This window comes from Anaerosporomusa subterranea, assembly GCF_001611555.1.
In the GTDB taxonomy this organism is placed as follows: domain Bacteria; phylum Bacillota; class Negativicutes; order Sporomusales; family Acetonemataceae; genus Anaerosporomusa; species Anaerosporomusa subterranea.
The window spans coordinates 326385-352477 of sequence record NZ_LSGP01000017.1 but is presented as its reverse complement, the minus strand read 5'-3'; the positions used below and the strand labels follow the sequence as shown (position 1 = coordinate 352477).

At 49.5% G+C, this 26093-nt stretch carries 21 protein-coding genes and 1 pseudogene; 4 read left to right on the top strand and 18 right to left on the bottom strand.

Features of this window, described 5'->3' with window-relative positions; all coding sequences use genetic code 11:
• Positions 1 to 156: 156 nt before the first annotated feature.
• Complete coding sequence (locus AXX12_RS09140; RefSeq protein ID WP_231881851.1) at positions 157 to 636, bottom strand: acyl-CoA thioesterase; 480 nt, start codon at positions 634 to 636, stop codon at positions 157 to 159.
• Between the two features lie 564 nt (positions 637 to 1200).
• Here AXX12_RS09140 and AXX12_RS09135 point away from each other — a divergent pair.
• Positions 1201 to 2199 (top strand): YkvI family membrane protein, encoded by a 999-nt coding sequence (locus AXX12_RS09135; RefSeq protein WP_082816786.1) that lies wholly within the window; start codon positions 1201 to 1203, stop codon positions 2197 to 2199.
• On the opposite strand, the gene AXX12_RS09130 is transcribed toward AXX12_RS09135, so the two are convergent.
• Positions 2159 to 3040 (bottom strand): NAD(P)/FAD-dependent oxidoreductase, encoded by an 882-nt coding sequence (locus AXX12_RS09130; RefSeq protein WP_066241285.1) that lies wholly within the window; start codon positions 3038 to 3040, stop codon positions 2159 to 2161. The genes AXX12_RS09135 and AXX12_RS09130 overlap by 41 nt on opposite strands.
• A gap of 122 nt (positions 3041 to 3162) precedes the next feature.
• Between AXX12_RS09130 and AXX12_RS09125 the strand changes: the two genes are divergently transcribed.
• Entirely contained in the window at positions 3163 to 3483 is a 321-nt protein-coding gene (locus AXX12_RS09125; protein ID WP_066241282.1) for a hypothetical protein, read from the top strand.
• Between the two features lie 395 nt (positions 3484 to 3878).
• Here AXX12_RS09125 and AXX12_RS09120 read toward each other — a convergent pair whose 3' ends face one another.
• On the bottom strand, positions 3879 to 5126 hold the full coding sequence (locus AXX12_RS09120) for a DUF1015 domain-containing protein (RefSeq protein WP_066241278.1): 1248 nt from the start codon (positions 5124 to 5126) through the stop codon (positions 3879 to 3881).
• Between the two features lie 12 nt (positions 5127 to 5138).
• Positions 5139 to 6725 (bottom strand): phosphoglycerate dehydrogenase, encoded by a 1587-nt coding sequence (gene serA / locus AXX12_RS09115; protein WP_066241275.1) that lies wholly within the window; start codon positions 6723 to 6725, stop codon positions 5139 to 5141.
• A gap of 378 nt (positions 6726 to 7103) precedes the next feature.
• Here serA and AXX12_RS09110 point away from each other — a divergent pair, with 378 nt between their 5' ends.
• Positions 7104 to 8486: a hypothetical protein gene (locus AXX12_RS09110; protein WP_066241273.1), complete on the top strand. Its 1383-nt coding sequence runs from the start codon at positions 7104 to 7106 to the stop codon at positions 8484 to 8486.
• A gap of 382 nt (positions 8487 to 8868) precedes the next feature.
• Here AXX12_RS09110 and AXX12_RS09105 read toward each other — a convergent pair whose 3' ends face one another.
• The 4 genes from AXX12_RS09105 to AXX12_RS09090 form a co-directional block, all read right to left on the bottom strand.
• A complete protein-coding gene (locus AXX12_RS09105; RefSeq protein ID WP_066241271.1) occupies positions 8869 to 9276 on the bottom strand; it encodes a VOC family protein in 408 nt (135 codons plus the stop codon).
• 289 nt (positions 9277 to 9565) lie between these two features.
• Positions 9566 to 10582, bottom strand: coding sequence for a LacI family DNA-binding transcriptional regulator (locus AXX12_RS09100; protein ID WP_066241270.1), 1017 nt, complete (start codon positions 10580 to 10582; stop codon positions 9566 to 9568).
• Between the two features lie 20 nt (positions 10583 to 10602).
• The gene (locus AXX12_RS09095) at positions 10603 to 11625 is read right to left on the bottom strand and encodes a sugar kinase (protein ID WP_066241267.1); all 1023 of its coding nucleotides are present in this window, start codon (positions 11623 to 11625) and stop codon (positions 10603 to 10605) included.
• Positions 11626 to 11639: 14 nt separating this feature from the next.
• The gene (locus tag AXX12_RS09090) at positions 11640 to 12287 is read right to left on the bottom strand and encodes a bifunctional 2-keto-4-hydroxyglutarate aldolase/2-keto-3-deoxy-6-phosphogluconate aldolase (protein ID WP_197470685.1); all 648 of its coding nucleotides are present in this window, start codon (positions 12285 to 12287) and stop codon (positions 11640 to 11642) included.
• A 173-nt stretch (positions 12288 to 12460) separates the two neighbouring features.
• Between AXX12_RS09090 and AXX12_RS09085 the strand changes: the two genes are divergently transcribed.
• Positions 12461 to 12964: a flavin reductase family protein gene (locus tag AXX12_RS09085; RefSeq protein WP_066241262.1), complete on the top strand. Its 504-nt coding sequence runs from the start codon at positions 12461 to 12463 to the stop codon at positions 12962 to 12964.
• Between the two features lie 269 nt (positions 12965 to 13233).
• On the opposite strand, the gene AXX12_RS09080 is transcribed toward AXX12_RS09085, so the two are convergent.
• The 10 genes and pseudogenes from AXX12_RS09080 to AXX12_RS09045 all read right to left on the bottom strand — a co-directional run bounded on the left by AXX12_RS09080 (position 13234) and on the right by AXX12_RS09045 (position 26054).
• The gene (locus AXX12_RS09080; RefSeq protein WP_156478652.1) at positions 13234 to 14013 is read right to left on the bottom strand and encodes a gluconate 5-dehydrogenase; all 780 of its coding nucleotides are present in this window, start codon (positions 14011 to 14013) and stop codon (positions 13234 to 13236) included.
• A gap of 46 nt (positions 14014 to 14059) precedes the next feature.
• The gene (gene kduI, locus AXX12_RS09075; protein WP_066241256.1) at positions 14060 to 14887 is read right to left on the bottom strand and encodes a 5-dehydro-4-deoxy-D-glucuronate isomerase; all 828 of its coding nucleotides are present in this window, start codon (positions 14885 to 14887) and stop codon (positions 14060 to 14062) included.
• A gap of 18 nt (positions 14888 to 14905) precedes the next feature.
• Positions 14906 to 16045: an iron-containing alcohol dehydrogenase gene (locus AXX12_RS09070; RefSeq protein ID WP_066241254.1), complete on the bottom strand. Its 1140-nt coding sequence runs from the start codon at positions 16043 to 16045 to the stop codon at positions 14906 to 14908.
• Between the two features lie 29 nt (positions 16046 to 16074).
• Positions 16075 to 16185: pseudogene (locus AXX12_RS19825) on the bottom strand (2-deoxy-D-gluconate 3-dehydrogenase); the annotation flags it as partial.
• Positions 16186 to 16260: 75 nt separating this feature from the next.
• Positions 16261 to 17034, bottom strand: a complete 774-nt coding sequence (locus tag AXX12_RS09065; protein WP_231881850.1) for an IclR family transcriptional regulator — start codon at positions 17032 to 17034, stop codon at positions 16261 to 16263.
• A 363-nt stretch (positions 17035 to 17397) separates the two neighbouring features.
• On the bottom strand, positions 17398 to 18867 hold the full coding sequence (locus AXX12_RS09060) for a sodium:proton antiporter (protein ID WP_066241251.1): 1470 nt from the start codon (positions 18865 to 18867) through the stop codon (positions 17398 to 17400).
• Positions 18868 to 19066: 199 nt separating this feature from the next.
• A complete protein-coding gene (locus AXX12_RS19030; protein ID WP_082816785.1) occupies positions 19067 to 19243 on the bottom strand; it encodes an aspartyl-phosphate phosphatase Spo0E family protein in 177 nt (58 codons plus the stop codon).
• Between the two features lie 106 nt (positions 19244 to 19349).
• Positions 19350 to 20132: an HpcH/HpaI aldolase family protein gene (locus tag AXX12_RS09055; RefSeq protein ID WP_082816784.1), complete on the bottom strand. Its 783-nt coding sequence runs from the start codon at positions 20130 to 20132 to the stop codon at positions 19350 to 19352.
• Between the two features lie 12 nt (positions 20133 to 20144).
• Complete coding sequence (gene malQ, locus AXX12_RS09050) at positions 20145 to 23612, bottom strand: 4-alpha-glucanotransferase (RefSeq protein ID WP_066241248.1); 3468 nt, start codon at positions 23610 to 23612, stop codon at positions 20145 to 20147.
• Complete coding sequence (locus tag AXX12_RS09045) at positions 23613 to 26054, bottom strand: glycogen/starch/alpha-glucan phosphorylase (RefSeq protein ID WP_066241246.1); 2442 nt, start codon at positions 26052 to 26054, stop codon at positions 23613 to 23615. It lies immediately after the preceding gene.
• Between the last annotated feature and the right edge of the window lie 39 nt (positions 26055 to 26093).

Below are 26093 nucleotides of genomic sequence, written 5' to 3'. Positions count from 1 at the left end.
AGTTTTCTTGGAGGCGAAGACGTATTGCAGAGCGCGAAGAATCGAAGAACGTAAAGGGAATTTATATTGAAAGTCCGCTTTTCGCCGCTTGCACGCTTCGCGGGCTTTGCGTTAACATGCCTTTAGGTTTTAAGGAAAAAGCTTCAGGGCGCAGTCTTATCTCAAACGTTGCTGCTTATAGCTCAAATAGCGCTGCCGTCCTGCTTCGAATAAGACGCGTTCTTCTTCGGTGATGATTGCTAGTGGCGGCGCATCCGCAGGCATTCCATTCCCGTCCAATGCTACCAGGGTAAAAAATGCAGTTAGCGCAACTTTGGTTGGTTGATCTTTTGTTATATTATCGACTAATACGGTGACAAGCACTTCCATCGAACTCTTGCCGACAAACGTCAATTGGGCATTGCAAATGACAAAGTCGCCAACATGAACAGGATGATGAAACACCAGCTGATCCACCCGTTTAGTGGCGACATTCGTCCGGGTATGCCTAAGTGCGACGATGGCAGCGGCATTGTCCATCAATTTCATAATTTCACCGCCATGAATATTGCCAGGCGGGTTCGCATGTTCCGGTTGCATCAAATTGCCGATACTGACTTTGGACTGTTCGACTGTTTTCGATTGTATAGCAAACACCTCTCGTATCTTCATTTTTATACCGGATGTTCTTCGCATTTTCCAGGTCTTAGACTTTTCTGCATGGAAGCGGTGACATTCGCACCTCCTGATTTCTGGATATATTCTCTCAAATCTTTTCTTCCTCCTGCCTCAGATACATGCAAGGTTTGACGAAAAAGGACCGTCCCCTAGTCATCGAATAAGCCTAGTTTCCAGACCGTTGAGAAATGTCCAGATGTTGTTACCTACGAGACTAGCAACTATCTGACGCAGGAAAACGGAGTAGCATCACTAGGCAGCCCGAGGAAGCGCGCGCAGGCTTTGTTACCTATGAGACTTGATGCTAGTTGAGAAAAGAGCATTATAGCATCAGTACGTTCGCAGGTACGGCAAGCGCGCTCCCGCAGGGCTAACAACGCAGATGGGCGTTTATCAACGGTCTGACCATGATTTGCGAATCGTGGTTTTTTTTTGCCCTATTGCTTCATACAATTGCTATATAGCCTTGTTTAGGGAGGTGTTCCTATTAACCGCCATGATACAATAGCCGCGGCGAAGATTGCCGCAGCCTATGTGGGTACGGTGATTGGCGCTGGATTTGCCTCCGGGCAAGAATTGTTACAGTTTTTTGCTTGCTATGGGGTTTGGGGCCTGTTGGGAGTTGTGGCGGCTGGCTGGGGTTTTGCCTATTTAGGCAGCCATGTATTAGATATAGGTTATCAATTAGGCGCTACAGGTTATTATCAGATTCTCTACCAAGTCTGCGGCAGAAGAATCGGGTCAGCGTTAGATGCTTGCACGGTAGTATTTTTATTTGGCGGTCTATGCATTATGCTGGCAGGCACAGGAGCGGTCGCCCAAGATTTCTTGGATCTGCCGTACCTTGCCGGTGTAGCCGCGATGGCGGTGTTGTTGCTGTATACTACAGCTCGCGGTGTCGACTGCATTGCGACTGTCAATCTACTGATTATGCCGTTACTGATACTAGCGACGCTGGGTGCGGGCATCTATTCTCTTTGGTACCATGGCAGTGCGGAATTTCTGCAAGAATTGCAGAATATTCCCCAACCGCCATTTAGTTGGCATTGGCTGGGAAGTAGTATGCAATACCTGTCGTATAATTTAGTGTTAGGTGCAACCATTTTAGCACCATTAGGCCGGATGACGGCAAAAAAAAGCGTACGCCGTGCGGGTGGTTGGTCCGGCGGCATACTGCTGGGATTACTATCATTTTGGATCACTGTTTTGCTGTTAACGCATTATGAGCAATTGGCTGTCAGCGAAGTGCCGATGTTGGAGCTCTCCCTTATCCAGCATCCCTGGAATTATTGGCTCTATGCGGGCGTTCTGCTAGGAGCGATGTACACAACTGCAATTGCCAGCCTGTATGGTACGGCTGAAAAGCTATCGCGCCAGTTCTATCTGCCATTGCAAACTGCGATACTGTTTATTCTTCCTGTGGCGTTACTGTTTAGCCAGTTCGGTTTTTCGCGGTTGATCAGCATCCTCTATCCGATCTTTGGTTTATTATCCTGCTGGTTTACGCTCCGGCTGCTTTGGCTTGGGAGTCGAGATAGCTAATGGCGCTGAGTACGGCGACTAGTCCCTCACCGGTAGCGCGTGAGATTTGCCAAGGCTTGCCGGTGCAATCGCCGGCAGCAAATACGCCAGGAATACTTGTCGCCATATCCCGATTGACTTTAATGACTTCGCCCTCGAGCTCGATCCCGGGCAGCAGGTTTTCCACCGGATCAGACTGACGCAAAATGAAAACCCCGCCGACGTTGATGTTTTCCTTGTCAGTCGCCAACGATATGGCGTTAGCCTCATTGCTTAAAGCACGCGGGCGCACAGTCTTGATCGCCAAGTTTGATCGCATCGCGCTAAACTCAGATTTATATTGTGGTAGATAGTAGACCTGACGACAGATTTCGGCTAAGTACTCAGCTTCGTGTTCACCTTCACGCGTATAAGAGATGACAGCTACATCCTGATCGCGGTAGAGCATACCGTCACAAGTGGCGCAATAGCTAACGCCTCGGCCAAGCAGGTCTTTCTCGCCTTCAAACAGCCCTGTGGCAACTACGCCAGTAGCGATAATTACAGCCTTGGCTTCATAGGTAGACTTCGAGGTCAAGATGGTAAACATGCCGTCACCAGGAAAGATATTGACAACCTTTTCCTTGACCAGTTCAGGACTATAGCTCAGTACGTGGTCAGCAAACTGCTTCATCAGTTCCTGACCTGACACAGCGGGTATGCCAAGATAATTGTTGATCGTATGGCCCTTTTGCAATTTTTCACTAAAGCCAAGATGCTCAAACAGCAGTATCTTCTTGTTGCGGATACGTCCGGTCAGAGCGGCTGAAAGACCAGCCGGGCCACCGCCGATAATGGCGATATCGTAGATAGTGTCAGACATTTGGTTCCGCCTCCTTAATTGAATTCTAGTCAACTATTCAGGGCGTTCAGAAAGGCCGAGATGTTGTTGCTGAGAATAGTGATGCCTAGGCCTTTATCAACGCCCGCGAGGGGTGAATTGGTTTGTACAACTATGTAATAACCCAGATAAGCCCCATCGCAGTACTGAAGGCTGCCTTCTGTACTGGCGTCTGTTTCGGCGGTCTATTAGGCATTTTGCTTGGTATCGCGGAAGGCGACATGATTGGAATATTTGGTGGTTTATTCCTCGGCTTTGCCAGCGGACTCGGCTTCGGCATAACCGGTCTTACCTGTGCGGTCATTTTCAATGCGCTGGTGCCACGAATCGGCGGTATTGCGGTGACACTTCAGTCTGCCGCAGCCCAAGATCAGAGTCAGTCCGAGCCTAAACAGCCAGAGCAGGGGGTAGCACCTTCGTCATAAGGTGTGGCATTGCAACTAGTATGCCTGTCCGCTATACAAATATGCTGACAGAGGAGTTAGTACTAATAATTCGGCTTTCGTTTGGAAAGTCCTTCCCAGTGCAGAAGAGGCATCTCTGTGCCTCCTCGTTTTTAGAAAGTTTAAAAAGCGCTAGGCGAAAATCGTTTCGCCTAGCGCTTTTGGTTTTTACGGAAATACTAAGTTATGAAACACACCCCGCCCCTTCGAACCACCCCTATCGAGAGGAGAATGTCAACCACGCCGTCTCAGTTCCGCGTTCCTAGGGCGTTCAGGTGCCTCCATATGCTAGGCAGCCCCGGTAAGCCAGCAGTGCCGCGTACGGACGGGTACGCAAACAATGGCTTACCGGGGCTAACAACGCAGATGGGGGCAGATCAACGCCCGATAAGATGTACCACCATGGCGTCGCGAAGCTTCGGCTCAAACCACGTCGACTTCGGCGGCATGATTTCATTGGCGTCGGCAATAGCCATCAGGTCTTCAATAGCAGTGGGGTAGAGGGAAAACGCTGCCGCGAAGCGCCCACTATCAACTAACTTCTCAAGTTCTGCCATACCACGAATGCCGCCAACAAAACCGATGCGCTTATCGGTCCGCACATCTTGGATATCGAGGATCGGCGCTAACAGACTATCTTGCAGAATACTGACATCGAGTCGTCCTGTCAGGCTATCCGTCGGAACAGCCTCAGGCCGTGCGGTCAGTTTATACCAACGGCCGGCTAGATATAGGCCGAAGGTTTGCGGCTGGCTAGGCTTCATCGCACCGTCTTCCCAGACGGTTACTAAAAACTTTTGGCTAACCTGATTGAGAAATTCTGCCTCAGTTAAGCCGGCAAGATCACTGACCACCCGGTTGTAGTCCATGATCTTCATCATTGTATGAGGAAATGCCACAGCTAAAAAGAAATTGTAGTCTTCCTGACCTGTATGGTTAGGGTTCTGGCTGCGCCGCTGGTCTCGCGCCCGCGCTGCCGCCGCGGAGCGGTGGTGTCCGTCTGCGATATAGAGGAGGTCAACCGCAGCGAAAGCTTGTTCAATCGCAAATACTAGCTTCGGATCACTGACGACATACAAGCTGTGAAAGATCCCATCATCAGCAGTGAACGCCACTTCGGGCGGCGTGATCATAGCAGATGCCAGCAAAGCGTTGACCGCCTCGTTATCCTTATAGGTCATAAAGACCGGACCTGTCTGAGCACCTGTTGCCAAAATATGATCAACCCGATCTTGCTCTTTATCCGGACGGGTTAATTCATGTTTGCGAATAATGCCTTTTTCGTATTCATCAACTGAGACTACGGCTGTCAGACCAATCTGTTCATGTTCGCCAAACTTTTGTTTATACACATAATAACAGGGGGTCTGATCTTGCCGTAGCAGCCCCTTAGCAACAAATTCGTCTAAGTTCTGTTGAGCTTTTTGATAAACAACCGCAGTATGTGAATCAACGTCTGGCGGCAAATCGACCTCAGATTTTGTCACCCGCAAGAAACTGTTGGGGTTTTGTTTAACAATATCCCTTGCTTCATTGGAATCCATCACATCATAGGGTAAGGATGCGACTTGCGCTGCATGCTCAGGCAAAGGCCTGAGTCCGCGTAGTGGTTTTACAATAGCCATTAATCTTGCCTCCTATTTTCCGCAGAGGTTGACTAGCTTGGCATCAAGGATGCCGTCAACCGCTTTGATTTTTAACATAATCGGTGTGGGAATATCTTGTTCAACCGCCATGACCATGATGCTAGTACCAGTAGTGACTGTGCGGCCAACCTGCATGCTGACAATATTAATATTGTTGTCGCCAAGCGCAGTGCCAACCTTGCCGACAATGCCGGGTTTGTCAATGTGCGGCCCGATTAACAGCCACCCCTTGGGTTCAACATCGACTCGGTAGCCATCAATGATTACAATCCGTCCTTCTTCCTTGCCGAACAGCGCACCTGCCACGACGGTTTCACCTTTGTCAGTCGCCGCTCTAACTGTAATTAAATTGGCAAAGTGAGTGGTATCCTTACTTTTGACTTCCCTAATTTTTATGCCGCGGGTCTTCACAATACCTGGCGCATTGACGAAGTTCACGCGTTCTTGTAAAATCGGATTTAGAACTCCTTTTACAACAGCGGTGGTCAGCATTTTGGTATCAATTCCGCTGATCTCGCCATTGTACTCGACCTGCAGTTCGCTGATGCGGCCCTCAGCCAGATGCACTGCCAGACAGCCCATCTTTTCCGCTAACGTCAAGTATGGTTTAATGATGTCAAGGACATGCCTAGGTATTGGCGCCATGTTGACAGCGGTGGTGACCGGCTCACCCTTTAGCGCAGCGCTAATGCCAACCGCTACATCGACGGCCACGCCAATCTGGGCTTCGGCTGTCGATGCGCCAAGGTGAGGCGTCAGCACCACATTATCTAGTGCCAGTAGCGGGTTGTCAGCTTCAATCGGTTCTTTACCGAAAACATCAATGGCTGCTCCGGCTAGTTTCCCAGCTGCTAAAGCAGCCGCTAAAGCCGCTTCGTCGATAATGCCGCCGCGGGCGCAGTTGACCAAGCGGGCGCCAGGCTTAAGTTTGGCTAGCCGGTCAGCGTTGAACAGGTGCCTCGTTTCAACGGTTAGCGGCAAATGCAGAGTAACGAAATCAGCAACAGCCAGTATTTCATCGATCTCTGCTAATTCTACGCCAAGGCTTTTAGCCTGGTGAGCGCTGATGTAGGGGTCGTAAGCCATTACGTTCATTTCCATCGCGATCGCCCGTTTAGCGACGCCGGCGCCGATGCGTCCTAGTCCGAAAACGCCAAGCGTCTTGCCTCTCACCTCGACTCCCATGAGCTTGCTGCGTTCCCATTTGCCAGCTTTCATCGAGGCGTAAGCCTGAGGAATGTTCCGTGAAAGCGCCAGCAGCATGGCTACAGTATGCTCAGTCGCAGCCATCGTATTACCTTCCGGAGCATTCAATACAATAATGCCTTTCTTGGTTGCAGTCTCGACATCAATGTTGTCTACGCCAACTCCGGCGCGACCAATGACTTTCAGCCGCTCAGCCGCTTCGATGATTGGAGCCGTAACCTTAGTTTCACTACGTACAACGAGTGCGTCATATTGACCGATAATTGCCATCAGTTCATCTGGTGATAACTGTAACTGGATATCGACTGCGAATTCCTTTTGCAACAGAGCAATCCCCTTTTCGGAGACGGGATCGGCGACTAAAATTTTCATTTTCTTCCCCCCAACGCTGTTTTACTTTCTTTTGAAAAATAAAAAAACTCTCTATCCCGATAGGGACGAGAGAAACTCCCGCGTTGCCACCCATGTTGCCTAAGCCAACTCGTTTCGCTATACCGGGCGATCCCGTCCAAGTTCATCACCAGCCGCTCCAAGGCGGAACAGTTTGCTTCACTGACCGGCTTGCACCAGACGCCGGCTCTCTGAACAGCGACAACAAACGCTTCCTTTTCATAGCGTTTCAGTATATATTATCCTCTTTAGTATAATTCTTCTCGCCGGGAAAATCAACTGTATTCCGCAGAAGAACAGTCACCATTTCAATGCATGTATTCGAGATGTAAGCTACAGCGAGAAATTAGGAGGGCTACTATGTCTGTAACGCTCACAGTGTCGCACTGGCTATTTTTGTTCTGGGTATTTGTTGTTATTTTAGTGATGGGTATGCGAAAGGATCCGCTCATTCCCTGCATCTTCGGCCTCTTAACTGTAGGCTGGAGCTTCAAACAAAGCATACTTGGCGCAATCACAACTGTGTATAATGCACTAATCGTCGCCGGCAATGAATTCTGGGGCATTATTGTTATTATCTCGCTCATTGCCGCTCTGTCCAAGCTGCTGAGTGACACCGGGGCCGATTACCTGGTTATGGCGCCGGCAGCCAAATTGATGGTTAACGCTGATATCGCCTTCTGGGTACTGGGTATTTCGATGATGCTGGCGTCTTGGTTTTTTTGGCCATCACCGGCAACTGCGTTGATCGGCGCAATCATGTTCCCGGTTGCAGTCCGCGCAGGATTGCCAGCGATTGGCGCCGCCATGGCGATGAACTTATTCGGTCATGGTATCGCTCTCTCAACCGACTTTGTCATTCAGGGAGCTCCTACTATCACCGCTAAAGCAGCTGGCTTCAGCAGCCCAGCTCCAGTAATAGCGGCTAGCATCCCGCTCATCATCACGATGGGTCTGGTAACCACCATCACTGCCTTTATCATGATCAAACGGGACATTAAAAATGATCCCGAATCCCTTAAAGCCGAGCAGGCAGCCTTAAAAACCCAAGAAATCAAACGTGAGATCACTGCAGTCTCCTATTTTCTCGCCTGGGCCACTCCCATTGCCTTCGCGGCTGACGTTATCGCAATGTGGGTTTTTAAGCTCAGAGGCGGCGACGCTACTGCACTGCTCGGGGCAACCGCTGTGCTACTGCTCTCAGTCGGTTGCTTATTGAAAGAAGGCTGGGACGGCCTGGAGAAAGTCACCGACTACCTTCGTGACGGGTTTATGTTCGGTATTAAAATATTTGCTCCAGTGATCATCATTGGCGGCTTCTTCTTCCTCGGCAAGGGTGAACTGGCCCAATCCATTCTTGATGCCAAAAATGCGACCGGCTTCCTGGAGGATTTCGGTCTGGCTCTATCACAGTCAATTCCCTTGAATAAGTTCTTCGTCGCGCTAGTCAGCCTGGCTACCGGCATTGTCGTCGGCCTCGATGGCTCTGGCTTCTCGCCGCTGCCGCTGGTCGGCAGCGTGGCTGCTACTTTCGGCAAGGCAATGGAAATCGACAAAGCCACTCTGGCTGCGCTCGGTCAAATCGCCGGAGTTTGGACCGGCGGCGGTACAATCATCCCCTGGGGCTTGATTCCTGTTGCTGCCATTACCGGCGTCAACCCGATCGAACTGGCGAGACGTAATTTTATTCCGGTCGCCCTAGGCTTCGCAGCGACGACGGTAGTCGCCGTATTCCTACTTTAAGTGCCTGGGCTTCGGCCGTCGAGATGACCCCATCTGCGTTGTTAGCCCCGTCCGCCCAACGGCTAGCGTACATCAAGTACGCGTCGCCGCTGGGCGGGTGGGGCTGCCTAGCATCTGGGGCCATCTCAACGGCCTCTGGCCTCAGGCGGACTGGGTGAAAAATAGATACCTGCAATATCCTCGCGCGCGCAGCGCCGCGACCGTTCCCAGTCCCCAACACCATTCTTTACCCCTAGTTCGCCCGAAGCCCGAGAGCGCCCAGATGGTCCCAGATGCTAGGAAGCCGGGGTAGCCCAGCCGCGACGCGTACTTGATGTACGCTAGCAATGGGCTACCCCGGCTGACAACGCAGATGGGGTCATCTGGACGCTCGAAGCGAGGGCTATTTTTTATACTTGTCGTAGATGACCTGATACTCCGGCTCTGGCGGAATCAGTGTATACACATAAATGTGCACTCCGTTGGGGTCGTTGACGACAAAGCTGCGTTCACCCCAAGGTTTGTTTTGCAATTCCTGTTGGATCGTTAAGCCTTCGCCATTTAGCCGTTCGTATTCGGCATCAACATTATCAACGCCAAATGATAGAATCAACCCTTTGCCGGTGAAAAATTCACCAACATCACGCTGTGGCAGTGTAAAGCTGACACCGGCTGCGAGCGACGGCGACAACAGTTCGATATACCAATCGCTTTCATAAACAAGTTCAAAGCCGAAATGTTTTATATAAAAGTCTCTGGACTCAGTCAGCTTGTTGGTGCTAATTGTCGCATCTATCCGCTTTATAATCATAAAAGACCTCCTCTGGCAGCTTGATAATCCGCCTTTATTACTATTGTACCTGTAAAGCCAGCTTCGTGCAACCGAGATAACAGGATAAAAAGCATTCAAGCATTGGGGACGGTTCTTGAACCTATCCCCTTAGTGCCCTCCCGAAATAGGATATAAAAAAACAAGACGCATCCGCCAAGGTGTGTCTTGTTTTTTTAACCATTTATACCGCCTCACCTTTCACGATGGAAACCGAAGAGCAAAGCAAAATGCTCCCCAACCAGTCAAAAAGGCCAGTTGGAGAGCATTATTAATCAGCGCGTTCACCGCAGGAGCTGCGGATGATCAGCTTGGGTTCAAACACCGCCACCACCGGCCGTTTGCTGATACGTTTGCCTTGGATCCGGGCAATTAAGAGGGTTGCCGCCTTGCTGCCCATGTCATAGGCCGGCTGGTCGACAACTGTCACCGGCGGCTCCAGGAGCGATGCCCATTCCCAGTCATCAAAGCCGATTACGGCGATGTCGTCAGGAATTGATAGCTTCAGTGCCCGTACTGCTTTGATAATTGCCATAGTCATCAGGTTGTTAAACCCGAACACGGCATCAGGCCGCGGGCCACTCGCTAACAGCTTTGCCAGCTTAGCCTGCACCGAAACTTGGCTGGTATCTGTCTCTAGCAGCAATTCTGCACGGAAAGGGATACCATGGCGTTCTAAAGCTGCTTTGTAGCCGGTTACCCGGTCCAGGCGCGGGCTGACTGTATCAAACGGCAAGGTAAACAAAGCGATATCGCGACGGCCAAGGCCAACGAGATGATCAACCAGCATAGCAACACCTTTACGATTGTCCAGCGTAACACTATCGCAAGACAGCTCGGGAACCCGGCGGTCAACCAAAACCACCGGTATATGCGCCGCAATCTGCTGCAGCATAGCTTTATTCTGACCGGCAGTATTAATGATCAAGCCGTCAACCTGTTTTGCCAGCAGCATTTCCAGGTAGCTTTTTTCCTTATCCGGCTGGTCGTCAGCATTGCATAGAATGAGATTGAATCCGGCCTGCTGGCAGAAGTCTTCAATCCCCCGGATCATGCTGGTAGAGAACGGATTTAGAATGTTGGCCACCACTGCCGCAATCGTATGGGTTCGCTTCTGCTTCAGGCTCCTAGCCAGCGCATTCGGCCGGTAATCGGCAGCAGCAATGACTTCGCCGATCTTTTCCCGGGTAGCAGCGCTCATGCATTCATAGCGTCTGTTCAAATAACGCGATACTGTGCTTTTGGACACGCCTGCCTGCCGGGCAATGTCGCTAATCGTTACTGGCATGGCCTGCGCCCCCTGTCAGTTTAGCGCTGAACCCGGCCGGAACCGTCGCCAGCCATTAGTGTTTTGACTTCACTGACTGAAACATGGTTGTGGTCGCCTTCGATCGAGTGTTTCAGGCAAGATGCCGCCACGGCAAATTCGAGCGAATCCTGGTTTGACATGCCACTCTTCAGAGCGTAAATTAAGCCGCCGCCAAACGAGTCGCCGCCGCCAACACGATCAACGATATGAATGGCGTAATTGCGGGAGAAATAATATTCATCATCTTTATACAGCATCGCTGCCCAATTGTTGTCAGATGCGGAAATGCTGCCGCGCAGTGTAATCGCAACCGCTTTGAAACCAAACCGTTCTTTCAGTTGTTTGGCAACATCCTTATAGCCTTCATGACTCAGCTTACCGCCTTCAATATCTGTGCCATGAGCCTTGATGCCGAATACTTTTTCAGCGTCCTCTTCATTGGCAATCGCAACATCAACATAAGGCATGAAGGTAGCCATAACCTTGCCCGCCTTCTCACTGGTCCAAAGATTCTTGCGGAAGTTGAGGTCACAGCTGACTGTCAGTCCATGCTCTTTAGCCTTTTTGCAGGACTCAAGAACAGCTTCAGCCACATTGTCGCCGAGGGCAGGCGTAATGCCGGTGAAATGGAACCAGTCAGCGCCGGCAAAGATTTCATCCCAGTTGAAGTCTTCTTTCTTGGCAGCGCCGATTGAGGAATGAGCCCGATCATAGACGACCTTTGAAGGTCTCTGGGAAGCGCCTTTTTCGAGGAAATAAATGCCGAGGCGTGAGCCGCCTTTCAGCATATAGCTGGTATCAACGCCATAGCGGCGCATCTCATTGACAGCCGATTGGCCGATGGGATTGTCGGGAACCTTAGTAACAAACGCAGCGTCCAAACCGTAGTTAGCCAGCGATACAGCCACGTTGGCCTCGCCGCCACCGTAAACAGCTTCAAATGCCTGAGCCTGTTCAAACCGCAGGTACCCTGCCGGAGCCAGACGCAGCATGATTTCACCAAAACAGACAACCTTCTTCATTGAATCATATCCTCCTATTTGCCGCGGGCAACGCGAATTTTTTCAATAAATTGTTTTGCAATATCAGTAATGGACTGATAATCGCCCTTCTTCGCTCCGCCAGTCAAGTTGCCGCCAACACCGACAGCCACACAACCAGCTTTGATCCAATCGGCCACATTATCAAGACCTACGCCGCCAGTTGGCATGAGCGGAGCTTGCGGCAAGGGGCCTTTAACCGCTTTGACAAAACTCGGACCAAAGGCTTCGCCAGGAAAAACTTTAATAATGTCAGCGCCTGCTTCCATGGCTTCAACAATTTCTTTGATGGTCGCTGCGCCAGGCATAATGGGAATCTGGTAGCGGTTACAAAGCTTGATGGTATCGAGATTGATCGATGGGCTAACCACATACTGAGCGCCGGATAAAATGGCAATGCGAGCTGTTTCGGGATCAAGAACGGTGCCAGCACCGATAATGATCTCACCAGATTGATAGACTTTGGCCAAATCTTCAATGACCTTTGCCGCACCAGGAACAGTGAAGGTGATTTCAATTGCGGCAATGCCGCCTGCGGCGCAAGCGTCAGCAATTTTAATCGCCTGTTCTGAGTTCTCGGCCCGGACAACTGCGACCAGACCACAATCCGTCATTTTACCCAGGGTTTGCAATTTCGGAATCATATGTACTTCACTCCTTCTCAGTATACCGGTTTAGTAAACCGGTTTCGTTAATTATAATGCTTCGCGATAAGCTGAAATATTCCTGCCAAACTGCAATAAAAAATTCACGGAAAGGGATACCCTATACCAATATGGAATACTATTAAATACACTAATCCAAGGAGGCTTTTCTTATGAAGAAATTTATTGCCTACAATGAACAAGCCGATCGCGGCTTGGATATTCTCAGTCGAGGCGCTTTTCTAACCTCTGCCCACAACGGCAAAACCAATGTGATGACCATCGCCTGGGGCTCATTCAGCTTCGCCTGGAAAAAGCCGGTCTTCATGGCGATGGTTCGCCCTTCGCGTTTCTCACATGATTTGATTGAAGCCAGTGGCGAATTCACTGTTAGCATTCCTTTTTCTGATATGAAGCAAGCGATAGCTATCTGCGGCTCGCGCTCTGGACGAGACACAGATAAAATCGCTGCCGCGGATCTTAAAATGCTGCCCAGCGAAAAGATCAATACGCCTGTCATCAATACCCCAGGCCTGCACTATGAATGCAAAATCATCTGTCGCCAGCAAATGACGCCAGAAGATACCGCTGAGCTAGTAAAGTCAGAATGCTATGCCAGCGGCGACTTCCACACCCTCTATTTTGGTGAGATTGTCTCAAGTTATGTAATTGAATAAGAGTTGAGAAACGTACGGTCTTTTGGGAGCAGGGAACGATTCCACAGAGTACACGGAGGGTACCCACAGAGTGTTTACGATTTCCATATAAGACTTTCCGCCTCTGTGACCTCTGTGCGCCCTCCTTTACTCTGTGGAAATGCAATCTCGTCCACTTCATAAAATTCTGTGATTTTGTAGAAAAAGCGCAAGCTGGCGCCGCGATGGCGTCTAGGCTTGCGCTTTTCATTTTCCCAACTTTGCATGAATGGTTCTACGATCCGATCAACTTAGGACGGTTGCTTTCCGATATAAGCCAGAATACCGCCGTCCACATATAAGATGTGCCCGTTGACAAAGTCAGAGGCCTCAGAAGCCAAAAATACTGCCGGCCCCATTAGATCTTCCGGTGTCCCCCATCGGGCTGCAGGAGTTTTCGCAATAATGAAGCTGTTGAACGGATGACCTTCTTCCCGCAACGGAGCTGTTTGCGGAGTGGCGATATAACCAGGTCCGATGCCATTGCACTGGATGTTTAATCCACCCCACTCGGAGGCGAAATTCTTGGTTAGCATTTTCAGACCGCCCTTAGCAGCCGCATAAGCGGACACTGTCTCCCGACCTAACTCACTCATCATCGAGCAAACGTTGATGATCTTGCCATGGCCTTTTTTGATCATGCCGGGAACAACCGCCTTGGAAACGATAAATGGGCCATTCAAATCCACATCGATAACCTGTCTGAATTCCGCAGCTGTCATTTCAAGCGCCGGAATCCGTTTGATAATGCCGGCATTATTCACGAGGATATCGACAGTCCCCACTTCCTCAGTGATTCGGGCAATGGCGGCATTTACTTGATCTTCATCGGTCACATCAAAAACATAGCCGTGAGCGTGGATTCCCGCTTCTTTATAAGCGGCTAGACCTTTATCCACTAACTCCTGCTTGATGTCGTTAAATACTATCGTGGCACCTGCGTTCGCATACGCACTGGCAATGGCAAATCCAATGCCATACGATGCTCCTGTGACTAAGGCGATTTTCCCTTTGAGCGAAAACCCACTCAAAACATCCATCCGTATTCCCCCTCTTTCCAAATCAACAGTAGCCAGATTAGCGAAGCTCTGTCATAGGCACATGGTCCATATCATCAAACGCCTGATTCTCACCAGCCATACCCCAGATAAAGGTATAAGCTGCAGTTCCCACGCCGGAGTGGATCGACCAACTCGGCGATATAACCGCTTCTTCATTACGGACAACAATGTGGCGGGTTTCATCTGGCTGTCCCATCAAGTGGAAGACAGCTCCGTCTGCCGGCATGTTGAAATACAGATAGACTTCCATGCGGCGCTCATGAGTATGGGTTGGCATCGTATTCCACAAGCTGCCCGGTTCGAGCACAGTCATGCCCATGACCAGTTGGCAGCTTTTAACGCCGGTGGGCAGGATGTATTTGTAGATGGAGCGCTTATTGCCTTGCTCCTGGCTGCCGAGCCGCGCCGGTTCAATGTTGGCACGCTCGATTTTCACGGTCGGATAGGTCATGTGAGCCGGGCAGCTATTCAGGTAAAATTTAGCCGGTTGAGCCGGGTCAACGCTTGAGAAGACAATGTCTTTCGCACCTTTACCAATATATAGTCCGTCAGTGGTTTCCAGGTGATAGTCAACTCCGTCAACAGTCACTGTGCCAGCCGGACCGATGTTGATGACTCCCATCTCACGCCGCTCCAGGAAATAAGCAGCGCGGATTTCTTTACCTGCTTCCATTGTGACCGGCTCTACCGGGCAAACCGCACCAGTAATTACTCGATCAACATGGCTGTATACCATGTTCAATTTTCCTGTCTGAAATAGTTCTTGAATCAGAAACTCGTCACGAAGATCCTCTGTAGTGTAATGCATAGCATCTTGCGGATTAGCGCCATAGCGAATATCCATTTTGTCATACCTCCTCAATTATTCAATATCTTTGCCTTCATACAGGCAAGTGAGTATATACTGCATATCCTCAGTCGACACAGGGATCGGATTAAAGCGGGTAGCTCCCTTCAGCGAATTCTTAACCAGCAGATCAAAGTTCGCAGCAAATTCGACCCGGCTTAAGCCCAAATCCTTAAACGCACGCGGTATATTCAGCTCTTTATTCAGCTCTTTAATCCCTTGAATAAAGTCTTTGCCTACCCGCCGCGACAAGTAAGCCAGCTTTTCTTTGACAACCGGATCGCGCGAATTGAATTGCAAAACATACGGTAGCGCAATAGCGATTAACAAGCCATGCGCATAATCGAATTTACCACCAAAAGCGTGAGCGATGCCATGGTCCATCCCGGTGCCAACATTCGAAAATGCGCAGCCGGCGATACTCTGGTAGTTATGTACTTTTTCTCTGGCAGCAAGCGACCCGGTTGCATATGACTCGGGCAAATAATTAAATAAGCCCTCAATCGCACCGGCGGCCAACACTTGTGTAAAATCGTCCAAACCAGGATGGATATAGCACTCCACTGCATGCGTCATCGCATCCATGCCAGTCTCAGCTACCACATTTTTCGGCATAGACAGAGTTAAGTCAGCGTCAAGTATGGCAATATCGGCGATCAGTCCAACCGCTTTTCCACCGATCTTAATGTCAAGATCACGGAACGTCAGCACCGAAAAGGGCGTCACTTCTGTCGCCGTGCCAGATGTGCCAGGTATAGCAATCAACTGCGTCGTCCGAGTTTGCGGAAAAATACCCTTCTTAAAGGAGTCAATAATATCTAGTTCTGGGTGATCATAGAACAGCGCCATCGCCTTAGCCGCGTCAATCGCCGAGCCACCGCCAAGTCCAATTACCGTGTCTGGCCGAAACTCACGCATTTTTGCAATGCCCTCAATCACAGTTTCTACTGGTGGATTTTTGGGTATACCGGAGAAAAGGCATACTGCACAGCCTTTTTGTTCAAGGATTGATTGGATTGCAGCATAAGAACCGTTGGCAAAAACCGAATTGCCACCAGTGACGATAAATGCCCGCTGCATATCAACATTCTTCAGGTGCTGTATCGAACCGCTGCCGGTGACGATAACTTTTCCATGAAACCGCAATTCTTTCACTGTTATGCACCTCACTTGATCGTATTGGTTTATCGGCCTAGCCAGCCGCCATCGACGACTGCAAGAATATGGCCTTGCACATAATCTGATGCCTCAGAAGCTAGGAAGATAGCTGCTTCCTGCAGATCTTCCGGCTTTCCCGAGTGACAAGAGCAACCTTGCCTTTAAGCTAAAATTTGTCTAATATTATGCTTTTCCTCCTTAATTATTGTGGATTATATAGACATCATACCCAAGAAGCGCGAAATCTTTTGGGTTGCAACCAACAATTTCGGTGCGACCTCGCATTCAATCAGTTCAAGGGAAAATCGACTTGCCGGTCCGGAGATGCTAATCGCCGCAACCACATTACCATCATGATCATATATCGGCGCCCCCACACAACGGCACTCAACTGCGCTTTCCCTGTCATCAAATGAATAACCGCGTTTCCTGACTCGCGCCATATCGGCAAGAAACTCCTCCTGAGTTGTGAGTGTAAACTCAGTACGCCGCTCCATCCCTGCTGCATCAAGCATGAGCAGGATTTGCTCATCCGGAGTATTCATCAGTAATGCTTTGCCCAGGGAGGTGCAATGAATCGGATTGTTCGATCCGAGTTGAGCAACAAGACGAACAGACTGTGGGCTATCGACAGTATCACCATAAACAACCTTTCCCTGTTGCAGCATGCCCAGATGAACTGTCTCTCTGGTCAGCTCACTCAACTGGAGCAGAAACGGACGCACCAGTTGCTTCAGTTCAAAACTTTGATCCGCACGCTGACTCAACACCAGAAACTTTAAACCCAATTGATAACTGCCGTCCTGATTACAGCGCACATACTCCCGATTTTCTAGGTTACCTAATAATCGGTAAACTGTCGATTTCGGTAAACCAGTAATATCGGCTAACGTTTTGAGCGGCACCGGTTTGGTCGAACAAGCGATTGATTCTAAAATATCTAAGGCTCTCTGCAAGGATTGAACTTCTAAAAATTGCTTCCCCATAATACCTCTTTGTTTCACGATATGAAATGCTATGCCATAATACAAAATAGTATTCCCTGCCATTGGCAAAAATCCTGCTACGAATTTCAAAAATGGCTACTATTCCACAGAGTGAAACTAAGAAAGACCGCTAGCGGTCTTTGGGGAGACTGAGTACCGTTTCACGGAGGGCACGGAGTAAGACGGAGGTCACGGAGGGTTGCACTCGAGGTCAGCAAAGCTGGCAAACTAGATACCGTTCCCTCTGTGTAACTCCGTGTATCCTCTGTGACCTCCGTGGAATCGTAATCTCGGCCTCTTCGAAAGCTAATAAATTCTAGTTGCAAAAAAGAGGCCCCTCACGGGACCTCTTTACTCATTTGCCTACTTCATGAAGAAGATCAGCGTATCCAAAATGAACAACGGAATCAGTACACAGCCCGACCAGGCCATGTAGCCGAAGAAGCTGGGCATTTTGATTTCGTTTTCTTCTGCAATCGAACGCACCATGAAATTTGGCGCATTGCCGATATAGGTGTTGGCACCCATAAATACCGAACCGGCGGAGATAGCCATTAACACCTCGGGAGTGACAAAGCCAAGATCGGTCCAGACTCCTGCATTTAGACCCAAACCACCTGCCAGGGATAAAAACGTCAGGTAAGTAGGAGCATTATCCAGAAAACTTGATAGGGCACCTGAAGCCCAAAAGAACTGTGCTGCACTGGTAACGCCAAGTTCGCCGCCACGAGCTTGCAAAATCGCAATCGCCGGAATAATCGTGGCAAAAATGCCAGCAAACAATATAGCGACTTCTTTTATTGGATTCCAGGTAAAGTTATTCTCCTTGCGCAGCCTGATAGGCGTAGACCGCATTGAAAACCAAGCCAGCAGCAGGATAATACCGTCCCGGAACACATTCATCAGCGGCATAACCAGCATATGGCCATCTATCGCAAATAAAGGAATTCCACGGTCATGCCCGGCGGCAGCATCAAAGAAGAAAGGGTGTTTTGCAAAGGTGCCACTAAGCACGATAGCACCAATCACGCCTGCAAGCAGGATAAAGTTATTCATTCCTGCAATAGAAATCGGCTGATGTCTACGGGAAGATGCAGCCAGCAAAGACCCTCTCTCACGACGCAATAAATAGGAGTCGAGAACGAAATACACAACCAATAAGACAGAGACATTTAACAAGAAAAGTGGCAGGAGCTTCAGCGTCCAAAAAAAAGTCACCCCATGCAAAAAGCCAAGAAATAGCGGCGGATCGCCGATCGGTGTAAGTGAGCCGCCAATATTGCTGACAATGAAAATAAAGAAAACAATCGTGTGGGCCTTATTGCGACGACAAGCCAACGCCCGTATAAGAGGGCGCAATAATAGCATTGATGCGCCGGTGGTCCCGATAATGCTGGCCAGTACAGAACCAATCGCTAAAATAGTAGTATTCAGCAGCGGTGTCCCTGTCAGCGAGCCACGAACAGTGATACCACCCGAGATAGCAAATAAACCGGTCAGTAAAATGATGAAGGGGATATAGTCAATTACATAAATATGCAATAGTTGATATACAGCACGGTCAAAACCATAACCCATCAAAAACGGCACGAAGAAAGCGATACTCCAAAACAAACTGACTTTGCCCATGTTGTGCTCCCAGAAATGCGGTGCAAGCAAGGGGAATAGGGCAATGGACAACAAAATTCCAGCAAAGGGAATGACACTCCACATCGGAAGTTGATTTCCTAGGCTTTCGCCAGATGCAGCGAGCGCGACAGATGAAGGAAAATACAGCAACCCTACCAACAGAAAAGCCAGGAAAACCAGAGACCGACGAACAGACCTGATCATACACAAATCCTCCTTGGACATTGCCCGCTTGCTCTTGTCAACCAACCTAGGCCAAGCGGAATTTCATAAGTTGTTAACGTGAAGAAAATAACTTAAAATACTCTTCTACGGAGGAAAGGCTTTTCCTGCGAATATTTCCGTCAAAAGGGGCTTATTAGAAAAAAGAAAAAGTTAAGTCTAGCCTCTCTTGTGATGCCGCTCATCGCTTATCGTTCTTGACTGCCTTGTTAACACATCGATATTCATTTAACGCCTGATCCAACTGCTGGCTCATCACAAGAACTTTAGGATCAGTTAATGCTCTGCCTTTTATCGTTGCATGCAATTGTTCGCGTAATTCCTCCACCTTGCATAGCAAGGCTCGAATTTCCGACATTCTGATTCCACCCTTTTGTGGTTTTCAATAATTTTTTTCAAGACAAACCATAACATGGAATCTCTGTCGCATTCTGTCGTTATATGTAATTAATTACAAAATATTTTTAGATATTCACTTGCTGTTTAAGTTCCCGCGCCGCCTGGGCAATCAGCATGGTATCAGTAGCGATTGTCAATAATACTGCACCTTTGTCTGCCCAGTTTTTGGCGTCTGCAGCGTTAACGCAAAAGATACCAATCCATTTATCTGATGCTTTGGTCTGCTCAACCACCTGGCTAATCACATCTCTTAAGGCCGGATCATTAAATTGCCCGGTAATGCCCATTGACTGCGACAAATCGGTCGGTCCGATAAAGATGCCGTCAATACCTTCGACTGCAAGAATTTCTTCAAGGTTTTGTACTGCTTCAATATGTTCAATTTGCACAATTACCTGAACTTGTTTATTGGCGTTCTCAATATATTGCTCCATCGGGGTAAAACCACACCGTGCCGCCCGGACGACGCCAGCGATACCCCGCTCCCCTTGCGGAGCGTAGCGAGCAGCTTTGACCACGGCTTTCGCTTCTGCCGCTGTGTTGACCTGGGGGACAACAATACCACTAGCGCCATTATCAAGAACCCGCAAGATCAAGCTGGGATCATTCTTAGTTACCCGAACAATCGGGCTTAAGCCGCTCAACTCAGCTGCACGGATGTGATTGACGACAGCACTGATGTCATTTGGTGAATGTTCTGTATCAATAACAACAAAGTCGAAGCCGGCCCAGCCGAATATTTCAGTAACAAACGGATCGCCGGTCACGATAAAGGTACCAAGAGTTGGAGTACGATTTGCCAGTTTCTCAATAAAAACAGCCTGTGTATCACACATAGTTTTATTCATCACATTATCTCCCTATCGTGAATTAATGAGAGCTCGGTCATAAGTTTCTACCCAATTCGCCAATTCCCGGGAAATAGTTTCTGTCAGACAATCCTTTGCCATACGCCAGCCCCAATTGCCGGCAGCCTTACCCGGCTTATTCATTCTTGCTTCAGCTCCCAGCAGCAGAATGTCCTGCAGCGGCAGAATAACAGTATCGGCGTGACGGCTTAAGGCGAAGCGCACCAAGTGACTCGTCATTTCCCGATCAGTCAGAGTGTCATCTGCTCCGGTATGACGGCGAACCTGATGGTAAAGCTCAACGTCGCTGCGGCGCAAACTCCGCAGCCAGCCTAACGTTGTATTATTGTCATGCGTTCCGGTATAAAGGATGGTATGTTTTTCATCTTTCATCTGTTCCGGGGAAAACGCGAAGTGCAGCACCTGCATGCCTGGCAGGGCAAAGCGCCAACGCAGTTCATTAACATCAGGAGTAATAACACCAAGGTCCTCGGCAATGAAAGTCGCTGTTTCCAGATGGCGAAAACAAGTCAGCAAGAAGTCTGCTCCCGGACCATTTACCCAGCGCCCATTAATCGCGGTTACCGCTTCTGCTGCAATCTCCCAGTAGGCCGCGAGACCCCTAAAGTGGTCAATACGCACAATATCAGCCTGCTGAAATTGGCTTTTCAGCCGTTCACGCCACCAGCAGTAATCATCAGATTTCAGCCGCTCCCAACGATATTGGGGATTGCCCCACAACTGTCCGGTCACGGAAAAATAATCTGGCGGCACTCCGGCCACTTTATCTGGCCGGCCTGATTCGTCGAGGGAAAATAAGTCGCGATTAGCCCATACATCAGCAGAATGATGCGCGACAAACAGCGGCAAGTCGCCGATAATGCTGACACCACGGCTATTGGCATATTGTTTCAGCTGAGACCATTGCCGGGAGAACCAATACTGCAAAAAACGCTGATAAGCCAACTCACTCGCCAGTTCACCACGCAGCCGCTCCAGGTCTTCAGGCATCCGGTCAGCCGCTCCGCGCGGCCAGTCAGTCCAGACCTGCCCCTGATACTGTTTAGAGAGAGCCATGAACAGGACATAGTCCTCCAGCCAGCCAGCTTCTTGTTCACAAAACGCCTGGAAGTCCGGCCCGCTGACAAAGCGCGTAAATGCCAGCCGAAACAAGTTTTCCTTATGAGCTGATACTTGCTTAAACTTGACGCAGTCTGCCGGGAAGCTATTTGCCGTCACTGCCGCGGCGACTTCGTCAGCGGCAAGCAGTCCCTCGTGTACTAATAACTCCGGCGAGATGAGTAATGGATTGCCTGCAAAAGCGGAGAGAGCCTGGTAGGGCGAGTCACCAAGCCCGGGCGGACACAAAGGCAGTATCTGCCAATATTGCTGTTTAGCAGCAACCAACCAGTCAACAAACGAGTATGCCTCAGGCCCCAGATCGCCAATCCCGTGCGGTGATGGCAGACAGGTAGGATGTAGCAGCACTCCTGCGCCTCGTGGTCGCGCTGCCGGCCGATGCAGCAGAATCTTCCCTTCAAAGGGAGCTAGTATAACTGATAGTTCACCAGCTTTCACCGCAAATTCCTGCTCGCCGCATAACATATCAGACATTGTTTCTATGCCTTCGGGAACAGTCACAGTAAATTCCTGCAGAGAGTTGCTGCGGTTGATCAAGATTAAAGCTGTGTTATCTTCAGCCAAGTTACCAAATTCGTCACAACCGCCGCAAATAGTTCGGAAATAGCCATAAACATCATCAGTCAGAGGCAGTGATTGCCAATCGCCTGTCTGTAAAACCGAATAGGTGTTGCGTAATGAAATAAGCTGCCGATACCAGGCGACAAGTGTGCTGTCCTCCTGACCCCAAGGATAGGTGCGGCGATTCAGTGGATCGCGATAGCCCTCCAGTCCGGCTTCATCACCATAGTACACAGATGGTGTTCCGGGAAAGGTCATTTGCCATAATACTGCCAATTTGAGTCGCGCTAAGCCTAACGCTCGCTGCTTAGGGCTGAGGCGGGCCCGCATCCGCGCGCTTACTCCTGCCAGTTCCTCTTCAGGAACAGCTTCACCAAGCAGAGTGAGAACGCGCGCTACATCATGACTGCCAATCAGGTTCATCACTGAATAAAAATGCTGTTTCGGGTAGTTCTCATACAAACTCATTAACGTCTGATGCACACTGACAGAGTCGACTCGTAGTAGCAGAAAGTCGAGCACTGCTTGACGGAAGGGATAATTCATCACCGAGTCAAGTTCATTGCCCCAAAAGTACTCGCGTAGTTTGCCATAGCTCACCTTATGCGACGCGTCTTCCCAAACTTCGCCGAGTAAGATGGCCTCCGGGTCTGCCTGCTTTAACGATTGGCGAAACTCTTTGACAAATTCATCAGGCAGTTCGTCGACAACATCAAGCCTCCAGCCTTTTGCTCCCTGCTTCAACCAGTGACGTAATACGCTGTCAGCGCCGCTGATAATGAATTCTCGGAAGGAAGGCTCCATCTCATTCACATTGGGCAGAGCGTCAACTCCCCACCAACAGTCATAGCGCTCCGGAAACTCGATAAACCGGTACCAGGGGTAATAGGAGGACTCTTGCGACTGAAACGCCCCCAACTCTGGATAGGTCCCTTCCCGGTTAAAATATAGACTATCACTGCCGGTATGGCTAAATACGCCATCAAGCAGGATAGAGATTCCCGCTGTTTTCGCCTCGGCACACAGCTCTTTAAACTCTTGGTCACTGCCAAACATCGGGTCAACGTGGTGATAATCGGCTGTATCATATTTGTGGTTGCTGACTGAATCAAATAGTGGATTGAAGTAAATCACATGGATACCCAGGTCTTTAAGATAGGGCAGTTTCTTTCTGACACCGGCTAGATTGCCGCCGAAAAAGTCATAGGTCAACACATGGCCACGCTCATCTTTCACATAAACCGGGTTATCATCCCAGTTGGCATGCAGCAGACTGCCCTTTCGCGGTGATAGTACTGACCCATCAGGTCTGCCATTAGCAAAACGGTCAGGGAATATCTGATAAATAACTGAACGCTTCCACCAGTCCGGCGTAGTCGCAGTTTCTGGAACAACTGTGACTTGGTAAGAAGGCGGCTGAGTAGAGGAAAGGCGACCTGCCCCGCCGAGATTTAGCTCATTATTGCCATAATACAGGATATCCCCGCCCCGCAGGACGAGGATAAAGTAGTACCACAACAAACAAGCTGCTTCCGGAGCCGCGAACGTTGTCGCCAGTCGCAGCCAGCCCTGCTCGCCGCCAGCCGGTTCAAGTGGCAAAAGAGTTTCGCCACTCTGTTCACACCATAATCGCAGCGAAGCGACTTCCACCTCATTTGCCCGATCAGCCCGAAGTCCTAGGGCAATTTCGATTGTTTGCCCGCATGACGCCGCGCCGAACGGCTGGCGATATAGAGCCAGATGCGAATGATGCACAACCCAGTCCTGCGCTAGCTGCATTTAGCTCTCCTCCATCCAATACGGGTTGCCGATCGGGACAGGATTAATCTTCCAGATTCCAATAGCATATTCAGAAATGGTGCGATCGCTGGAGAAAAAGCCGGATTGCGCGATATTGCGGATCGCCATGCCGTTCCAGCGCTTCCGGTCAGCGAATAAGCGGTCAATCTTTGTCTGAGCATCCGCATAGCTGGCAAAATCTTTGAGCACGAAATACTCGTCATAGTCGATTAGCGAGTCGTGTAGCGCGCAAAACTCAGCTGCAGGCGTTGGCAAAAAACCATTGCAAAGCTGATCAAGTACCAGGCGCAACCGCGGATCTGCCAACATTTCGCGCGGCCGGTAGCTGCCTGTCTGGTAATAGTTAATGACTTCTTCAGCCGTCAAGCCAAAGATAACGATATTGTCGTCACCGACTTCTTCGCGGATTTCGATATTAGCGCCATCCATCGTGCCTAACGTAACAGCACCATTCATCATAAACTTCATATTGCCAGTGCCTGAGGCTTCCTTACTGGCAGTCGAAATTTGCTCACTCACATCTGCTGCCGGAAAGATTATTTCCCCCAGCGAGACGCTGTAATTTTCAAGGTACACCACCTTTAACCGGTCTCTGACTATAGGATCGTTGTTGATCAGTTCTCCTAGACAATTAATCAATTTAATCACTCGTTTGGCAAGATAGTAGCCTGGTGCCGCCTTGCCAGCAAATAAAAATACGCGCGGTGTGATATCAAGGTCCGGATTTTCCCGCAATCGGTTATAAATATCCAGAATGTGCAGCGCATTTAATTGCTGCCGTTTATAGAGATGAATACGCTTGACTTGAACATCAAATATCGCATTACAGTCAAGCGTTATGCCATACTTATCCTGAATATGGCGAGCAAGGCGTTCTTTATTGGCACGTTTAACTGCCGCGACCGATTCGCCAAACGCAACATCACCGGCCAAACGGCTTAGACTAGCTAAATAGGCTGGATGATGAATCCAGCTCGAGCCAATTGCCGATGTGATCAGCTTCGACAGGCCTGGATTAGCCTTTAACAGCCAGCGGCGGTGGGTAATGCCGTTGGTCTTGTTGTTAAATTTATACGGGTATAACTGATAAAAACGTTTCATAACGTCTTTCTTCAAAATCTCAGTGTGAATCTTGGCTACTCCGTTGACACTGTTGCTGCCAGCCACTGCCAAATGTGCCATATGGACATAGCCTTCGTTGATGATCGCCATGGCGGCGATACGATTCCACTCACCGGGATAGTGTCCCCACAGTTCCCGGCAAAAGCGTTCGTTAATTTCTTCGATAATCATGAAGATGCGCGGCAGTAACTCCCGCAAAATATCAACAGGCCACTTTTCCAGCGCCTCCGGCAAAATCGTATGATTGGTATAAGAGACTGTGTTCACGGTAATTTGCCAGGCTTGATCCCAACTCATACCTTCCTGATCCATCAGAATGCGCATTAATTCGGGAATCACCAGAACCGGGTGGGTGTCATTGATATGGACGGCGATTTTTTCATCAAAATCGGCTAGCGATCCGTTCTTTTTCTTATAACGGCGCACAATACTCTGCAGTCCGGCTGACACAAAGAAATATTGTTGTTTCAGCCGCAGAACACGGCCTTCATAGTGAGTGTCATCAGGATACAGTATTTCCGTGATCGACTCAACCGTATAGCGGTATTCGAGTGCCTTCAGCGGGTTCGTCCGGTCAAAGCTGTTCGGATCATCCGGCATGACCTCAGCATTCCATAACCGAAGAGTATTAACCGTCTGGTTATTAAAGCCGATAACAGGCACATCGTAAGGTACAGCTAGTACAGGCCAATAGTTGGTGTGTTCGACTTTCAGCCTGCCGCTATCGGTCGGTTTGAGCTGGACTTGACCATAAAAACGGACCTCGACCGCTTTATCGCCTTTGCGCATCTCCCAGACAGATCCGTTTTTTAACCAGTTATCCGGCAGCTCAGTCTGATAACCATCAACAAGTTTCTGTTCAAACAATCCATATTTATAGCGGATACCACAGCCATGCACCGGCAAATGAAGTGAGGCGGCTGAATCAAGAAAGCAAGCAGCTAATCTGCCCAGTCCGCCATTGCCTAGACCCGCATCCGGCTCCTGTTGTTCGAGCTGGCTAAGGTCAATTCCAAGACTGCTTAATTCTTGTCGTCTGGTTTCAGCAACTCCCATGTTCAATAAGTTTGACCCCAGCAACCGCCCCAACAGGAACTCAATTGAGAAGTAATATACCTGGCGCTCGCCACGATGCAGATATTCATCATTGGTTTTTACCCACAATTGGCTGATTTGGTCCCGAAGCAGAGCACCCAGCACAGTGTATTTGTCCTGCAAGCTGGAATCTGACAAACTCTTGCCCAGCAAGGTCTGTGTTTTCTCACTGAAGGCCGCCCTGAACTCTTCGTGTTGACTCAACTAGTTCCACTCTCCTTTCGAGGCCGTTGAAAATCCCCC